17 protein-coding genes are annotated in these 14,528 nt (G+C 69.3%); 12 read left to right on the forward strand and 5 right to left on the reverse strand.

Features of this window, described 5'->3' with window-relative positions:
- Positions 1-119 precede the first annotated feature (119 nt).
- The gene (locus ACIQCZ_RS07195) at positions 120-449 is read left to right on the forward strand and encodes a hypothetical protein (protein WP_402280411.1); all 330 of its coding nucleotides are present in this window, start codon (positions 120-122) and stop codon (positions 447-449) included.
- A gap of 9 nt (positions 450-458) precedes the next feature.
- Here the strand turns inward: ACIQCZ_RS07195 and ACIQCZ_RS07200 are convergent, their stop codons facing one another.
- Both ACIQCZ_RS07200 and ACIQCZ_RS07205 read right to left on the reverse strand, forming a co-directional pair.
- Positions 459-1,043: an isochorismatase family protein gene (locus ACIQCZ_RS07200; protein WP_402280413.1), complete on the reverse strand. Its 585-nt coding sequence runs from the start codon at positions 1,041-1,043 to the stop codon at positions 459-461.
- Between the two features lie 363 nt (positions 1,044-1,406).
- Positions 1,407-2,735 (reverse strand): nicotinate phosphoribosyltransferase, encoded by a 1,329-nt coding sequence (locus tag ACIQCZ_RS07205; protein WP_376289139.1) that lies wholly within the window; start codon positions 2,733-2,735, stop codon positions 1,407-1,409.
- Positions 2,736-2,813: 78 nt separating this feature from the next.
- On the opposite strand from ACIQCZ_RS07205, the gene clpS reads away from it, so the two are divergent.
- The 7 genes from clpS (at position 2,814) to ACIQCZ_RS07240 (ending at position 7,924) form a co-directional block, all read left to right on the forward strand.
- Positions 2,814-3,128 (forward strand): ATP-dependent Clp protease adapter ClpS, encoded by a 315-nt coding sequence (clpS, locus tag ACIQCZ_RS07210; protein ID WP_093900291.1) that lies wholly within the window; start codon positions 2,814-2,816, stop codon positions 3,126-3,128.
- Between the two features lie 49 nt (positions 3,129-3,177).
- Positions 3,178-3,762: a DUF2017 domain-containing protein gene (locus ACIQCZ_RS07215; protein WP_402280414.1), complete on the forward strand. Its 585-nt coding sequence runs from the start codon at positions 3,178-3,180 to the stop codon at positions 3,760-3,762.
- A 488-nt stretch (positions 3,763-4,250) separates the two neighbouring features.
- Positions 4,251-5,690: an amino acid permease gene (locus tag ACIQCZ_RS07220; RefSeq protein ID WP_402280416.1), complete on the forward strand. Its 1,440-nt coding sequence runs from the start codon at positions 4,251-4,253 to the stop codon at positions 5,688-5,690.
- Positions 5,691-5,814: 124 nt separating this feature from the next.
- Positions 5,815-6,246: a Mov34/MPN/PAD-1 family protein gene (locus ACIQCZ_RS07225; protein WP_402280418.1), complete on the forward strand. Its 432-nt coding sequence runs from the start codon at positions 5,815-5,817 to the stop codon at positions 6,244-6,246.
- 164 nt (positions 6,247-6,410) lie between these two features.
- The gene (locus ACIQCZ_RS07230) at positions 6,411-6,536 is read left to right on the forward strand and encodes a putative leader peptide (protein WP_402280420.1); all 126 of its coding nucleotides are present in this window, start codon (positions 6,411-6,413) and stop codon (positions 6,534-6,536) included.
- Between the two features lie 105 nt (positions 6,537-6,641).
- Positions 6,642-6,974 carry a MoaD/ThiS family protein gene (locus ACIQCZ_RS07235; protein WP_402280422.1) on the forward strand — a complete coding sequence of 111 codons (333 nt, stop codon included), beginning with the start codon at positions 6,642-6,644 and terminating at the stop codon, positions 6,972-6,974.
- The gene (locus ACIQCZ_RS07240; RefSeq protein ID WP_361451058.1) at positions 6,974-7,924 is read left to right on the forward strand and encodes a cysteine synthase; all 951 of its coding nucleotides are present in this window, start codon (positions 6,974-6,976) and stop codon (positions 7,922-7,924) included. The genes ACIQCZ_RS07235 and ACIQCZ_RS07240 overlap by 1 nt, the downstream gene beginning before the upstream one ends.
- A 272-nt stretch (positions 7,925-8,196) precedes the next feature.
- On the opposite strand, the gene ACIQCZ_RS07245 is transcribed toward ACIQCZ_RS07240, so the two are convergent.
- Positions 8,197-8,703 (reverse strand): type II toxin-antitoxin system PemK/MazF family toxin, encoded by a 507-nt coding sequence (locus tag ACIQCZ_RS07245; RefSeq protein WP_402280424.1) that lies wholly within the window; start codon positions 8,701-8,703, stop codon positions 8,197-8,199.
- 177 nt (positions 8,704-8,880) lie between these two features.
- On the opposite strand from ACIQCZ_RS07245, the gene ACIQCZ_RS07250 reads away from it, so the two are divergent.
- On the forward strand, positions 8,881-9,633 hold the full coding sequence (locus tag ACIQCZ_RS07250) for an MBL fold metallo-hydrolase (RefSeq protein ID WP_402280426.1): 753 nt from the start codon (positions 8,881-8,883) through the stop codon (positions 9,631-9,633).
- 99 nt (positions 9,634-9,732) lie between these two features.
- Here ACIQCZ_RS07250 and ACIQCZ_RS07255 read toward each other — a convergent pair whose 3' ends face one another.
- Both ACIQCZ_RS07255 and ACIQCZ_RS07260 read right to left on the reverse strand, forming a co-directional pair.
- Positions 9,733-10,998, reverse strand: a complete 1,266-nt coding sequence (locus tag ACIQCZ_RS07255) for a PTS transporter subunit EIIC (RefSeq protein ID WP_402280428.1) — start codon at positions 10,996-10,998, stop codon at positions 9,733-9,735.
- Between the two features lie 259 nt (positions 10,999-11,257).
- The gene (locus ACIQCZ_RS07260; RefSeq protein WP_402280430.1) at positions 11,258-12,571 is read right to left on the reverse strand and encodes a PTS transporter subunit EIIC; all 1,314 of its coding nucleotides are present in this window, start codon (positions 12,569-12,571) and stop codon (positions 11,258-11,260) included.
- Positions 12,572-12,793: 222 nt separating this feature from the next.
- On the opposite strand from ACIQCZ_RS07260, the gene ACIQCZ_RS07265 reads away from it, so the two are divergent.
- From ACIQCZ_RS07265 to ACIQCZ_RS07275, 3 genes are all read left to right on the forward strand, one after another.
- Positions 12,794-13,027, forward strand: coding sequence for a glucose PTS transporter subunit EIIB (locus ACIQCZ_RS07265; RefSeq protein ID WP_014156020.1), 234 nt, complete (start codon positions 12,794-12,796; stop codon positions 13,025-13,027).
- A 197-nt stretch (positions 13,028-13,224) separates the two neighbouring features.
- The gene (rph, locus tag ACIQCZ_RS07270; RefSeq protein WP_402280432.1) at positions 13,225-13,962 is read left to right on the forward strand and encodes a ribonuclease PH; all 738 of its coding nucleotides are present in this window, start codon (positions 13,225-13,227) and stop codon (positions 13,960-13,962) included.
- Positions 13,963-14,114: 152 nt separating this feature from the next.
- Complete coding sequence (locus ACIQCZ_RS07275) at positions 14,115-14,507, forward strand: hypothetical protein (protein ID WP_402280434.1); 393 nt, start codon at positions 14,115-14,117, stop codon at positions 14,505-14,507.
- Positions 14,508-14,528: the final 21 nt, after the last annotated feature.

The raw sequence follows: 14,528 nt of genomic DNA on the forward strand, positions 1-14,528 counted from the left end.
CATCACCGCAGGTCAGAGCTTGATCGGCCGTCGCCCTCTAGCGGGCGGCGGCCGATCGTGTTTAGGTGCCTCTTGTTCAGATCCTTATTGACACGACGTCTCACGGGGGAGCGCGGAGCATGGCAGGCGGAGGGTTCAGCAAGTTGCCGAACGGCACGGTGGTGGTGGCGATCACCCTGACCGGCCCGACGGACGGAACGGGTCCGGGCACCCCGGTCCGGGTCCTGGTGCACGCGGCCAACCGGGCCCGCGCGCTGACCCGGCTGCGCAATCTGGGCCTGCGCGCCGTCTATCTCCGCGGCAATGCCGAGCCGCCCACCCCCGACGAGATCACCGCCGTGCTCCACCACCCCGACGGGATGCTCTGGCGGGCCCGGCCCCAGCGGGCGCAGGAGCTCTGGCATCCCATCCGGGCGCTGCTGCGCCCGTCCGTACCGGCCCGTGGCTGATCCGCCCGGCTACACCACGGGCTTGCCGGAGAGCTTCACACCCGCCCTGCGGAGCTCCTCCAGCGCCCGTTCCGTGGTCTCCTCGGCGACCCCCGCGGTCAGGTCGAGCAGGACATGCGCCGTGAGGCCGGCCCGGACCGCGTCCAGCGCCGTCGCCCGTACGCAGTGGTCGGTCGCGATGCCGACCACGTCGACCTCGGTGACGTGGCGGTCCCGCAGCCAGTCGGCCAGTCCCACACCGTTCTCGTCGAGGCCCTCGAAGCCGCTGTACGCCGCGGCGTAGGCACCCTTGTCGAACACCGCGTCGATCGCTCCCGAGGCGACCGCGGGGGCGAAATTCGGATGGAAGCCAACCCCTTCCGTACCGGCGACACAGTGCGCGGGCCAGGAGTGCTCGAAGTCCGGCTGTGCGGAGAAGTGACTGCCGGGGTCGACGTGATGGTCACGGGTGGCCACCACATGGCGGTATCCGGGCTGGGCCTCGCCGATCAGGTCGGTGATGGCGGCGGCGACATCGGCGCCGCCCGCCACGGCGAGGCTGCCGCCCTCGCAGAAGTCGTTCTGGACGTCCACGACGATCAAGGCGCGGTGCATGACGGGTGTCCTTCGGTGGGGGACGGGTCGGCGGTCATGAGGGACGTGTTCGAGCCTAAGGGCTGACCCGCAACCCCTGGTAGGCGCGCGACGTCAGCTGCGGCACCTCGCTGCGTTGTCGGGACGTCCGCATACATCCGGTATGCGGACGTCCCTCCGCCGTGCGATGCACCGCATCCGACGCCGCGCGCTGCTCCACCAGGGATTACGGGTCAGCCCTTGGGGACTCGGGAGCGGTTCGGGGAGGGGGCGGTGCATTGGCGCCGGGTTCAAGCGCTCCCGCCGGCACCGTCGGGCCCCTTGGGCGACGGAGGGACGACACGGCCGCCCCTCGGGCCGGTCACCTTCCCCGCGCCCGCCCCGTCACACGAACTCCGTGGGGATCACGGGCTCCCCGCGGGACAACTGCATCGCCGACATCGGCAGCCCCGCCCGCGCCGCGACGTGCCGCTCGCGTGCCGCGTCCAGCGGCTCCCGGGCGATCGCCTCGCCGCCCCTGACCAGCTCGACCAGCAGTTGCCGGTCGGCCAGCTCCGGGGGTACGGGACCGGTGCCGATCACCTCCGCCTCGGCCACCCCGTTCTCGTCCAGCCTGCGCGCGGCCCACTTGCGACCGCCCACCGATGCCTTCGAGCCGAGCGACTTCTTCGCGACCGGGCGCAGTGGCTCCGCGGGGTCGGCGGATCCGGCGCGGGCGACCAGCTTGTAGACCATCGAGCAGGTGGGCTGCCCGCTGCCGGTCACCAGCTGCGTGCCCACCCCGTACGCGTCGACGGGCGCCGCGGCCAGCGAGGCGATCGCGTACTCGTCCAGATCCGACGTCACCACGATCTTCGTCCCAGTGGCGCCCAGCTCGTCCAGCTGCTGCCGCACCCGGTGCGCGACCAGCAGCAGGTCCCCGGAGTCGATGCGTACGGCACCGAGGTCGGTCCCGGCGACCTCGACCGCCGTACGGACCGCCTCGGCGACGTCGTACGTGTCGACCAGCAGCGTCGTCCCCCGGCCCAGCGAGTCGACCTGGGCCCGGAACGCGTCGCGCTCGGTGTCGTGGAGCAGGATGAAGGCGTGGGCGCTCGTCCCGACGGTGGGGATGTTGTAGCGGAAGCCCGCGGCCAGGTCGGAGGTGGTGTCGAAGCCGCCGATGTACGCGGCACGCGCCGACGCCACCGCCGACAGTTCATGGGTGCGGCGTGCACCCATCTCGATCAGGCCGCGTCCGCCCGCCGCGGCGGACATCCGCGACGCCGCCGCGGCGATCGCCGAGTCGTGGTTGAGGATCGAGAGGATCACCGTCTCCAGCAGCACGCACTCGGCGAAGGAGCCCTCGACCCGCAGGATCGGCGAGCCGGGGAAGTACACCTCGCCCTCCGGGTAGCCCCAGATGTCGCCGTTGAAGCGGTAGTCGGCCAGCCAGGCGAGCGTGGGTCCGTCGACGACGTTCTGTTCGCGCAGGAAGGTGAGCATCTCGTCGTCGAAGTGGAAGTTCTCCACCGCGTCGAGCACCCGTCCGATGCCCGCGACGACGCCGTAGCGCCGGCCCTCCGGCAGCCGGCGGGTGAATGCCTCGAAGACCGAGCGCCGGTCGGCCGTGCCGGCCTTCAGCGCGGCCTGCACCATCGTGAGCTCGTACTGGTCGGTGAAGAGTGCCGTCGACGGCACACCGACCCGTCGCCCAAGGTCCGCAGAGTTCATGTTCGGGATGCTACCCCTATGTCGTCAGAGTGACGAGATCTCGGGTCGTTTGTGCGATGACCCCTCCCGAGTGGCAGCATGGGGTGGGTGAGCGTCGCCCCCACAGAGATCGAGCGTCCCGAATCGGCCGAGGAGAGTCTCGTCGTCCCCGAGCCCGACGTCCCCTGGGTGACGCTGGTCCACAACGACCCGGTCAATCTCATGAGCTATGTGACCTATGTCTTCCAGGCGTACTTCGGCTACTCCAAGGACAAGGCCCACAAGCTGATGCTGGACGTCCACCACAAGGGCCGGGCCGTCGTCTCCAGCGGCAGCCGCGAGGAGATGGAGCGTGACGTCCAGGCCATGCACGGCTACGGGCTGTGGGCCACGCTCACGCAGGACCGCAACTAGACCGATCAGTTCCCCTCTGCCCCGCCCGACCCACCATCGGAGAAAACCCATGGCCGGCCACTTCGAGGCCACCCCCGGCGGCGGCGCGGCCGTCGCGCTCGACGACGTGGAGATCGCGATCCTGCGCTCCCTCGCCGTCCAGCTGCTGGAACTGATCGGACCCGGCGACGAACCCGCCGACGGCGAGGACCCGCTGGCCGCCCTCTTCGCGGAAGGGCCCAGTGAACCGCCCACCGACTCCGCGCTGGCCCGCCTCTTCCCCGAGGCGTACGGCGACGAGGACAGCGAACTGCGAGCCGCCTCCGCGGAGTTCCGCCGCTTCACCGAGAACGACCTGCGCGCCCGCAAGCGCGATGACGCCCTCACCGTCGTACGCACCCTGGACGCCCTGTCCGTCGCCGAGGACGGCGGCGCCGTACTCAAGCTCTCCGGTGACGAATGCCGTCACTGGCTCGGTGCCCTCAATGATCTCCGGCTCACCATCGGCACCCGTCTGGAGGTGTCCGACGACGACGAGGGCGAGGCCGGATCGCTGTACCGGCTTCCCGACAGTGATCCGCGCAAGCCGATGGTCATGGCCTATCTCTGGCTCGGCGCGCTCCAGGAAACCCTCGTGGAAACCCTGATGCCGTAGTTCCCGGCTTCCCGGTCCCCCGGCTCCCGGCTCCCGGCCGCCGTTTCGCGGGCCTGGCGGGCGGACCCGGTTTCCGCGCTCCCGGCCCCGGTTTTCGTGCCCCCGGGCCCCGAATCAGTCGCGGCATTCGCGTTTCCCGGCCCCGATCCGGGTTTCCGGGCTTCCCGCGTCCCGCTTCCCCGACTCCCGACGAGGCGCGTTCGCTCAACGGATGCTCAAATCCGAATAACGATCCCGTCACCTGAACAGTCGCTTATGCGGCGACTGAAAACCCTTGTCCGCTTTTTCCTGTGCTGTGTACCACATCGGCTCCGATGATTCACCCGTGTGCCCGTGATAAATCTTCACGACCACTCGGGGACGCCACCCTTGTTCCCGAGGGCGCTACAAACCGGCGACCGCCGGCGGCACTCCATCCATATCCGGGGGGATCAGGACCCGGTCCGCGGTTTCGACGGCGCGGACCGGCGTGGAGAAAGGCGCAGCACATGACATCGGCGCAGGTCGACAAGGGACAGAGCGGCCGACAGGCCGCACCGGCCACGAATGCCGGAGCGACGGGCGAGGGGTACCAGCGGGCCCTCGGCGCCCGCCAGATCCAGATGATCGCCATCGGCGGGGCCATAGGCACCGGCCTCTTCCTCGGTGCGGGAAAGGCGATCTCCAAGGCCGGCCCCAGTCTCGTCCTGGCTTATGCCGTCGCGGGCCTGGTGATCTTCTTCATCATGCGCGCCCTGGGCGAACTCCTCATGTACCGCCCGGTGTCGGGATCCTTCTCGGAGTACGCCCGCGAATTCATCGGGCCCTTCGCAGGCTTTGTCACCGGCTGGACCTACTGGCTGTTCTGGGTTGTCACCGGAATCACCGAAGTCACCGCCGCCGCCCAGTACATGACATTCTGGTTCGACATTCCGCAATGGGTGTCGGCACTGGTCTTCACGATCATCCTGTACGGCGTGAACCTGATCTCCGTAAAGCTCTTCGGGGAACTCGAATTCTGGTTCTCGATGGTCAAGGTGACGGCCATCGTCGGCATGATCCTCATCTGCGCCGGAATTCTCACCCTCGGCTTCTCCGACGCCGGGGACACCGCGTCCGTCGCCCACCTCTGGGACGACGGCGGCTTCTTCCCGCACGGCATCAAGGGCACCCTGATGACCCTGCAGATCGTGATGTTCGCGTTCCTCGCCGTGGAACTCGTCGGCGTCACCGCGGGCGAGTCCAAGGACCCGAAGACCGTCCTGCCCAGGGCCATCAACACCGTGCCGTGGCGCATCGCGGTCTTCTACATCGGGGCCCTCGTCATGATCCTCTCCGTGGTTCCGTGGACCGAGTTCCAGCCCGGCGTCTCCCCGTTCGTCGCCGCGTTCCGGAAAATGGGCCTCGGAATCGGCGCCGGCATCGTCAACTTCGTCGTACTGACCGCGGCCCTCTCCTCCTGCAACTCCGGCATGTACTCCACCGGCCGCATGCTCCGCGACCTCGCGCTCAACGGGCAGGGCCCGAAGTTCTTCACCCGGCTCACCAGGAGCGGCACCCCGCTGGTCGGCACCACCTTCTCCGCCGCCCTGATGCTCGTCGGCGTCTGGATCAACTACCAGTGGCCCGGTGACGCCTTCACCTACGTCGTCTCCTTCGCCACCATCTCCGGCATGTGGGCCTGGATCATGATCCTCGTCTGCCAGATCCGCTACCGCCGCCTCGCCGACCTCGGCGTACTCCCGCGATCCGGCTTCCGGGCCCCCGGTGCCCCGTACACCAGCTTCTTCGCACTGGCCTTCATCGGCCTGGTCGTCGTGATGATGGGCATCGACAAGGACACCAGGGTCTCGCTGTACTGCGCCCCGTTCTGGGCGGCCGCCCTCGGCGTCTCGTACCTGGTGCTCAGGGCCCGCAACCCCGAGAACAAGGCCTTCGCGAAGAGCTGAGGCCACCTCGTACGAACCCCGGACCATCCCCGGACGACCGCCGTCCCAACGGCCGCGTCCACCATGCGGGCCCCCGCGTACCACTCCTCGGTACGCGGGGGCCCGCCCGCCTATCCTGGGCGCCATGCTGACCATCACCCAGGTGCTCCACGACCAGATCGTCGCGCACTCCCGCGCCGACCACCCCGACGAGGCGTGCGGCGTGGTCGCGGGTCCGGCCGGAACCGGCCGGGCCGAACGGTTCATCCCCATGCTCAACGCCGCCCGCTCGCCCACCTTCTACGAGTTCGACTCGGGCGACCTCCTCAAGCTCTACCGCGAGATGGACGACCGCGACGAGGAGCCGGTGATCATCTACCACTCCCACACCGCGACCGAGGCCTACCCCTCCCGCACCGACGTCACGTACGCCAACGAACCCGGCGCGCACTACGTCCTCGTCTCCACCGCGGACACCGACGACGCGGGCCCCTTCCAGTTCCGCTCCTACCGCATCGTGGACGGCGAGATCACCGAGGAGCCCGTCGAGATCGTCGAGGCGTACGAGCCCGCCTGACCTCCTCGCACCGCCCGACCCCGCCGCCCGAGCCCGGTGCCCCGGCGCCCCGTCGGACGGGCGGGGCCGGGCCCTTCGCGACTCTGTCCGCCTGGCGAACGTCAATCATCCATCAGGTGAGATCACACTCCGGATCACGGACCGGGAATCGATACGATGACCGCATGGTTCCCCATGACGTGAGCGAGAAGACGCCGGGCATGCTGCTCGTTGCGCGGCTGCACGTCGACCTGTGCAGGCTCTCCAGCGCGATCTGTACGAGCGGCCTGCCCGCCGGCCGCCAGGCCTGAGCCGGGCCCGCGGCCCGAGCACCCGTCCGAAACGCACCAACCCCCGCGCGGGGGCAGAGCCGCGCGCCCCACGCCACCTCTCCGCATCCGACAGGAGCCCACGCCATGGCCATCGAGGTCCGCATCCCGACCATCCTCCGCACCTACACCGACGGCGCCAAGGCCGTCGAGGGCGACGGAGAGACCCTCGCCGACCTCTTCACGGATCTGGACAGCCGCCACAAGGGGATCCGCGAGCGCATCGTCGACGGCGACGAGATCCGCCGCTTCGTGAACGTCTACCTCAACGACGAGGACGTCCGCTTCCTGGACGGCATTTCCACCGAGCTCAGCGACGGCGACAACGTCACCATCCTCCCGGCCGTCGCCGGTGGAGCCGCCGGGGCGAAGCCCCGTCCGGCCGGGGCGGCGGTCGGGCGACGGGCGGGCATGAACTGATGCGGTACGACAGCCCGCTCGCCGCGGTGGGCAACACACCGCTCGTCCGCCTGCCGCGGCTGTCGCCCTCGGCCGACGTCCGGATCTGGGCCAAGCTGGAGGACCGCAATCCCACCGGCTCGATCAAGGACCGCCCCGCGCTCCACATGGTCGAACAGGCCGAGAAGGACGGCCGGTTGACCCCCGGCTGCACCATCCTGGAGCCCACCAGCGGCAACACCGGCATCTCGCTCGCCATGGCGGCCAAGCTCAAGGGCTACCGCATCGTGTGCGTCATGCCGGAGAACACCTCCCAGGAACGGCGCGACCTGCTCGCCATGTGGGGCGCCGAGATCATCTCCTCCCCGGCGGCCGGCGGCTCCAACACGGCCGTACGCGTGGCCAAGGAACTGGCCGCCGAGCACCCCGACTGGGTCATGCTCTACCAGTACGGCAACCCCGACAACGCAGGCGCCCACTACGCCACCACCGGCCCGGAGATCCTCACCGACCTCCCGTCCGTCACCCACTTCGTGGCAGGCCTCGGCACCACCGGCACGCTCATGGGCGTCGGCCGCTACCTGCGCGAACACAAGCCCGACGTCAAGATCGTCGCCGCCGAGCCGCGCTACGACGACCTGGTCTACGGGCTCCGCAACCTCGACGAGGGCTTCGTGCCCGAGCTGTACGACGCCTCGGTCCTCACCACCCGCTTCTCGGTCGGCTCCGCGGACGCCGTCACCCGTACCCGCGAACTCCTCCAGCAGGAGGGCATCTTCGCGGGCGTCTCCACCGGCGCCGCGCTCCACGCCGCGATCGGAGTGGGAAACAAGGCCGTCAAGGCCGGGGAGCAGGCCGACATCGTCTTCGTCGTGGCGGACGGCGGCTGGAAGTATCTGTCGACGGGCGTCTACACCGCCCCGACCACGGAAGCGGCCATCGAAACACTGCACGGCCAGCTCTGGGCGTAAGGGCTGCCCCGTGATCCCCGGCGGGCGCACGACGACAGCTACGGCACCTCGCCGCATTGCCGGAACATCCGCATACATCCAGTATGCGGATGTTCCTTCGCCTTGCGATGCACCGCATCCGACGCCGCGCACTGATCCACCACGGATCACGGGACAGCCCTCGACTGCCCGCCGTACTCGATCGCCGGGCGAGCCGAACAGACCCGACCACCGGCCCGTCCGGCGACCGGGCCCGCCTCCGGGCCGCGCCCGAGGCGCCCCGCGCCCCGACCTCAGCCGAGCCCGCGCACCCGCTCCCACACCCCCGGGTCCACCACCCCCACCCGCCGTCGGAACCCCCGCACGGCAACCTCCCGCAACTCGTCCGTCTCCAGGAAACTCGCCCGCTCCCGCGCATCCCCCACCGTCCCCGCGGGCAGCGCGATCACCCCGGGCCGCTCCTCGTGATACTTGCTGGTGATCTTCGCGACGCGCGCCGAGCCACCCCGTACCGACAGCACCAGACAGGGCCGGTCCTTCGCCCCGGGCCCGTCCTCGTAGGGCACCTCGGCCCACCAGATCTCACCCGGCCGCGGTCCGCGCTCCGGCCCCGTCCCACGCCCCGGCCCCGCCGGCGGGCGCATCCGCCCGCCCGGACGCCCGCCCGAGCGCGTCCCCGCCGACCTGCCGGAACGCCCGCCCGGCCGCCGCCCTCCCCGCCCCCGCCCATCGGCGAGCGCCGCCACGAGCGCGAGCAGCACGACAACGGCGAACGCGATCCACCACCAGGACATGTCCATGCCCCGACCGTACCGGCGTTCCCACCTCTTCCATCGAACCGGTGACAGAGCAGGTGAGTTCCCCCACAACGGACGGCCGTGGAGGAGCGACCAGCTGTTTCGCGCTTTACGCTCGACAAACCGCTCAACAGACCGCACGAACCCTCCCCGTTCCCACGTCTCGGAGGTTCACGCTCCATGAAGCTCACCGTCGTCGGCTGCTCCGGCTCGTTCCCGTCCCCGGGATCGGCGTGTTCGAGCTACCTCGTAGAGGCCGACGGCTTCAGGCTGCTCCTCGACATGGGCAACGGCGCCCTCGGCGAGCTGCAGCGCCATGTCGGTCTCTACGACCTCGACGCCGTCTTTCTCAGCCACCTCCATGTCGATCACTGCATCGACATGTGCGCCTACTTCGTCGTCCGTTACTACCGGCACGACGGTGGCCCTGCCGGGCCCCTCCCGGTCTACGGTCCCGACGGCACCGAACAGCGGCTGACCACCGCGCACGGCGACACCCCGTCCGAGCGGGCGATGAGCGAGGTCTTCGACTTCCACACGCTGAAGCCGGGCTCGTTCGAGATCGGCCCCTTCTCGGTCCGCACAGAGAAGGTCTGCCACCCCGTCGACTCCTTCGCCATCCGGATCGAGCACGGCGGCCGCTCGCTCACGTACTCCGGCGACACGGGCGCCTGCGAGGCCCTGGACGAGCTCGCCGAGGGCGTCGATCTGTTCCTCTGCGAAGCATCGTTCATCCATGGCAAGGAGGACATCCCGGACCTCCACCTCAACGGCCGCGAGGCGGGCGAGATCGCCGCCCGCGCCGGAGTGGGACGTCTCGTCCTCACCCACATCCCGCCATGGACCGACGCCGACCGCAACCTGGCCGATGCCCGCATGTTCTTCGACGGACCGGTCGAGGTGGCGGCGCCGGGCGCGGTCTACGAGATCTGAGGCCCGACCGCAGCCGGGGCACGACGAAGCCCTCACCTCCCGCCGGGGAGGTGAGGGCTTCGAGCCGTCGCGGCGTACGGGCCGGGCCCGCGCCGAGGACTACTTCGCCTCGGCCTTGAGGAGCTCGGCCAGCTCCTCGTCGGACTCGCGGCCCGGGGTCGGCAGGTTGAACTTGGTGATCGCGAAGCGGAAGACCACGTAGTAGACCACCGCGAAGCAGAGACCGACCAGCACCAGCAGCCATGGCTTGCTCGCGATGCCGAGGTTCAGGAAGAAGTCGACCGCACCGGCGGAGAAGCCGAAGCCGTCCTTCATGCCGAGGCCCCAGGTGAGGGCCATGGAGACACCGGTGAGCACCGCGTGGACCGCGTACAGCGCCGGGGCGATGAACATGAAGGTGAACTCGATCGGCTCGGTCACACCGGTGACGAACGCGGTGAGCGCGAGGGAGAACATCATGCCGCCGACGACCTTGCGGCGCTCGGGGCGGGCGCAGTGGACGATCGCGAGGCAGGCCGCCGGGAGGGCGAACATCATGATCGGGAAGAAGCCGGTCATGAACTGTCCGGCCGTCGGGTCACCGGCCAGGAAGCGGTTGATGTCGCCGCTCTTGCCGTGGTACTCACCGGCCTGGAACCACGGGAACGAGTTCAGCAGGTGGTGCATGCCGACCGGGATCAGCGCACGGTTGGCGACACCGAAGATGCCCGCGCCGACCGCGCCCGAACCGACCAGCCACTCACCGAAGTTGTGCAGTCCGGTGCCGAGCACCGGCCAGATGTAACCGAAGGCGATGCCGATGACCAGGCCCGCGAACGCGGAGAGGATCGGGACCAGCCGGCGGCCGCCGAAGAAGCCCGCCCAGGCCGGCAGCTTCGTCCGGTGGAACCGCTGGTAGAGCAGCGCGACGATGATGCCCATCACCACACCGCCGAGGACCTTGGCGTCCACGGGGGCGTCCGTCATGACCACCTTGCCGTCGACGACCGTCGCGACCTGCGGCAGGTTGCTGTCGGTGAAGGTGGCGAGCACCTTCTGGAAGACCAGGTAACCGGTGACGGCGGCGAGGGCGGTCGAGCCGTCCGACTTCTTGGCGAAGCCGATCGCGATGCCGACGGCGAACAGCAGCGCCATGTTGTCGAGGATCGCGTTGCCACCCGCGGCCATGAAGCTCGCGATCTTGGTGATGAAGCCCGGGAACGAGTCCCTGCCGAGCATGTCGTCGTTGCCGAGGCGGACCAGGAGCGCGGCCGCGGGCAGCACCGCGACCGGCAGCATGAGGCTGCGGCCGATGCGCTGCATGACCGCCATCGCGCCGGCGCCCTTCTTCTTGGTGACCGCGGGCGCGGTGTCTGCCGTGGACATCAACTTCCTCCATTGGACAAGGCGCCGCCCAGGTCGATGAGGGGGGAGGCGGCGACTCGAAGAACGCGGCAGATCGCCACGTGGTCTGAACCACTCAGTGGTGTAGACCAGTTGTAGCACGGTGTGGGCGGGATAAGGAACCTTCACGATCCGACTACTTCGCATGAGCTATCGCCCACGTTCGGTGACATGGCGAAGACCCCCGGACTCAAGGGTCCGAGGGCCTCTGTCGATGGGGTCGAAAGACCCGCCTGATCTGCTATTTCGTGAGATCCCTCTCGATCTCCGCCTCCAGCTCGTCGGGCTCCCGGCCCGGCGTCTGCAGATTGAATCCGGTGATCGCGAACCGGAAGATCGCATAGTACGCGGCGGCGAAGACCAGGCCGATCGGGATGATCAGCCACGGTTTGGTCGCCAGGCTCCAGTTGATGACGTAGTCGATCAGACCCGCGGAGAAGCTGAAGCCGTCCTTGACCCCGATCGCCCAGGTCACCGCCATCGAGACGCCGGTGAGCACCGCGTGGATCGCGTACAGCAGCGGCGCGACGAAGAGGAACGAGTACTCGATCGGCTCGGTGATGCCCGTCACGAACGACGTCAGGCCGACCGAGAGCATCATGCCGCCGACCGCCTTGCGGCGATGCGGCTTGGCGCAGTGGTAGATCGCCAGCGCTGCCGCGGGCAGGGCGAACATCATGATCGGGAAGAAGCCCGAGGTGAACTGACCGGCCGTCGGGTCGCCCGCCAGGAAGCGATTGATGTCACCGTGCACGACCGTGCCGTCCGGCTTGGTGAAGTCGCCGAACTGGAACCAGACGAACGTGTTCAGGAACTGGTGGAGACCGATGACCAGCAGCGCGCGGTTGGCGACACCGAAGATGCCGGAGCCGGCCCAGTCCAGGTCCACCAGCCACTTGGAGAAGCTGGTCAGACCGTCGCCGATCGGCTGCCAGAGCCAGGCGCACAACGCGGCGAAGAGCAGGCCGACGAACGCCATGATGATCGGGACGAGCCGACGGCCGTTGAAGAAGCCCAGCCAGTCCACCAGCTTGACCCGGTGGTACCGCTGCCAGAACCAGGCGGACAGCAGACCCATCACGATGCCGCCGAACACCCCGGGGTTCTGGTACTGCGCGGCCGTCACCGTGGCGTTGCCGGTGACACAGGTGCCGAACCAGGTGCCGCCCGAGGTGAACGTCGAGCCGGGCGCGCAGTCCACCGGGAAGGCGTGCAGCACCGCGTAGTAGACGAGGAAGCCGGCCACCGCGGCGAGCGCGGTCGAACCGTCCGACTTCTTCGCCATGCCGATCGCCACACCGATGCAGAACAGCAGCGGGAGGCCGAGCCCCGAGTCGAGCAGCGCACCGCCCGCGGCCGCGAACACCTTGGCCACGTTGCCCCAGCGCAGGCCCTCGTCGCCGAATACGTCCGGCTGGCCGAGCCGGTTGAGAATGCCCGCCGCGGGCAGGACGGCGATCGGGAGCTGGAGGCTGCGGCCCATCTTCTGGAGGCCTTGGAAGAAGCCGTTCCACCATGTCCTCCGCGGTACTGCGGCGCTGCTCGTCGAGCTCATCGGCGTCCTCCCGGAACACGGCGCGGTCGGCGGTCGTTGCACACTGGTGTAGACCAGTTGAGGTACGGTGCGTAACCCGCCTGGAAGACAGGGCACCGATGATCGTCATCATTGGGGACGGTCCAGACACTCGCTCGCGAAGCTGGGCCAAACGTGCGTTACGGTGACGAAACGGACCCAGGGTGGGCCGTCGCACGCATGTGAACAACCAGGGAGAAGGCCATGGCCAGCAAGGCTGAGAAGATCGTCGCCGGGCTCGGCGGTATCGAGAACATCGACGAGATCGAAGGCTGCATCACACGCCTCCGCACCGAGGTCCACGACCCCAGCAAGGTCGACGAAGCCGCGCTCAAGGCCGCCGGAGCCCACGGCGTCGTCAAGATGGGCACCGCGATCCAGGTCGTCATCGGCACCGACGCCGACCCCATCGCCGCCGACATCGAAGACATGATGTGACCGGCCGTCGAACCCTCCGCATAACCCCCCGCTGAGCCCGACCGCTCAGCGCCACGCAGGCCCCGCCCACCCGGACGGGGCCTGTCCCGCACCGAAACGGAAACCACCCCGCACCCCGCACCCCGCACCGCACCGCCCCGGCAGCCGCCCCCGACACCCGAACGGGCCCCCTCCCCGCACCGGATACAGTCGACGCCATGTCTCGTATCGACGGCCGCACCCCCGAACAGCTCCGCCCCGTCACCATCGAACGCGGATGGAGCAAGCACGCCGAAGGCTCCGTACTCATCTCCTTCGGCGACACCAAGGTCTTCTGCACCGCCTCCGTCACCGAGGGCGTCCCCCGCTGGCGCAAGGGCAGCGGCGAAGGCTGGGTCACCGCCGAATACTCCATGCTGCCCCGCTCCACCAACACCCGCGGCGACCGGGAATCCGTACGTGGCAAGATCGGCGGCCGCACCCACGAGATCAGCCGGCTCATCGGCCGCTCCCTGCGCGCCGTCGTCGACTACAAGGCCCTCGGCGAGAACACCATCGTCCTGGACTGCGACGTCCTCCAGGCCGACGGCGGCACCCGCACCGCCGCCATCACCGGCGCCTACGTCGCCCTCGCCGACGCCGTCACCTGGGCCCAGCGCAAGAAGCTCGTCAAGCACGGCCGCAAACCGCTGACCGACACCGTCTCCGCGATCAGCGTCGGCATCGTCGACGGCACCCCCCTCCTCGACCTCTGCTACGAGGAAGACGTCCGCGCCGACACCGACATGAACGTCGTCTGCACCGGCGACGGCCGCTTCGTCGAGGTCCAGGGCACCGCCGAGGCCACCCCCTTCGACCGCAAGGAACTGGGCGTCCTCCTCGACCTCGCCACCGCCGGCTGCGCGGACCTCACCGCCCTCCAGAACGAAGCCCTCGCCCGCACCCTCGGCGAGTAACCCCCGCGAGCCCACGAGAAGCACGGGCAGGCTTCGGGCACGCAGGTAAAGAAGCAACCACATACGCACCACAACGCGTCGTTACGAACACGGGCGCACGGGTCGAACCGTGCGCCCGTCCGCGTATCCGCACCCGGGGAGGAAACCGCACCATGGCCAAGGCCACCCGCCACCGCCGCATCACCCTCGCGCTGACCCTGACCACCCTCACCCTCACCGCGGCAGCCGGTTGCGGCGCGATGGACAAGGCACTCGACTGCGTGCGTACCGCCGACGCCATCGCCACCGGCGTCGACAACCTCCAACAGGCCGTCTCCAACGCCTCGAACGACCCCACCCAGGCATCCGAAGCCCTCGACACCATCGAGAAGGAACTCGCCGACCTCGGAGACAAGACCGACAACGCCGACCTCGGCAAGGCCGTCGACGACCTCCGGTCCGGCGTCGGCAACGTCCGTGACGCCATCGACAAGGGCGACGCCACCCCCGACATCACCCCCGTCACCGACGCCGCCCAGGAGATCGGCAAGGTCTGCACGCCCTGACAGCCGTGACGGCCCTGCACG

The sequence above is a fragment of the Streptomyces sp. NPDC093149 genome (assembly GCF_044754145.1).
Taxonomy (GTDB): Bacteria; Actinomycetota; Actinomycetes; order Streptomycetales; family Streptomycetaceae; genus Streptomyces.